This is a genomic window from Barnesiella sp. CU968 (assembly GCF_905219685.1).
In the GTDB taxonomy this organism is placed as follows: Bacteria; Bacteroidota; Bacteroidia; order Bacteroidales; family Muribaculaceae; genus Lepagella; species Lepagella muris_A.
This window is the reverse complement of sequence record NZ_CAJMXD010000604.1, coordinates 1-1,025: the sequence shown is the minus strand read 5'-3', so window position 1 is coordinate 1,025 and position 1,025 is coordinate 1. Positions and strand designations below refer to the sequence as shown.

The 1,025-nt window shown below is 50.4% G+C and carries 2 protein-coding genes; one reads left to right on the top strand and one right to left on the bottom strand.

Going from position 1 to position 1,025, the window contains the following annotated elements:
* Nucleotides 1-803: DUF5723 family protein (locus JX312_RS13985; RefSeq protein ID WP_239653943.1), on the top strand; the 803-nt coding region annotated here is incomplete at its 5' end.
* Between the two features lie 4 nt (nt 804-807).
* On the opposite strand, the gene JX312_RS13980 is transcribed toward JX312_RS13985, so the two are convergent.
* The coding region (locus tag JX312_RS13980; RefSeq protein WP_204458530.1) for a hypothetical protein at nt 808-1,025 on the bottom strand (218 nt) is incomplete at its 5' end.

Here is a 1,025-nt window from a genome sequence, read left to right as displayed (position 1 = left end):
GCGTTGACATAAGATTCAATGAAGCGGATCTCACTTTAGGCGAAAACGGCTGGACGGCACGGACCAATGCCGACATATACGCCTCGGTGACAGGACTTCGCTTCGAGAAAGAGATTTATACACCTTCCGGAAACAAGGGCGGAGCACCGCGTGAATACGTGTCGGGCGCCAATCTTGATGACGGCTTCGGCATCAACGGATACGGACTCGGTTTCGATCTCGGAGCCGAATACAAATGGACCGATTTCAAATTTTCGGCAGCTGTGCTTGACCTCGGTTTCATGTCATGGGGAAAGACACAATGGGCATCGACTGACGGAACCCGGACATTCACCACCGATGCCTACACATTCAGCACGGACGGGGATGCCGACAATTCTTTCGACAATGAACTTGACAACATGAAGGATGACCTCTCCCGACTCTACCAGCTCAAAGATATGGGTGAGAAAAGTTCATACACAAGAGCTCTCGCGGCTACTCTCAATTTTGGCGTGGACTATGAGCTGCCGGTATACCGCAAATTGCATTTCGGGCTATTGAACTCCACACGAATAAACGGCGCCTATTCATGGACTCAATTCCGTCTGTCGGCAAACATAGCGCCCGTCAAGGTGTTCTCTGCCGACGTCAATGTCGCTGCCGGAACATACGGTGTCGGATTCGGCTGGATGATAAACCTGCATGCCACCGGTATCAACCTCTTTCTCGGAATGGATCACACGCTCGGCACGCTGAGCAAACAGTTTATTCCTCTCAATTCTAACGCATCTTTCAATTTTGGTCTCAACTTTCCTTTCTGACCCCTCAAACAGAGCAGATCAAAAAAGACCATAAAGACAACCACATTAAATATACAACCACAAATAGGGGCGGCTTTCCACTTGAAGCCGCCCCTAAACCCATCCCTCCTCCTCTCCTACCCATCCTACCCATCCTACCCATCCCGTAAACGTCCCATAAACCGCCTTGCCTGACCGGCTGGGCGGTGTTAATTTTGCGGAGCAACCCAAAAATCATGGATT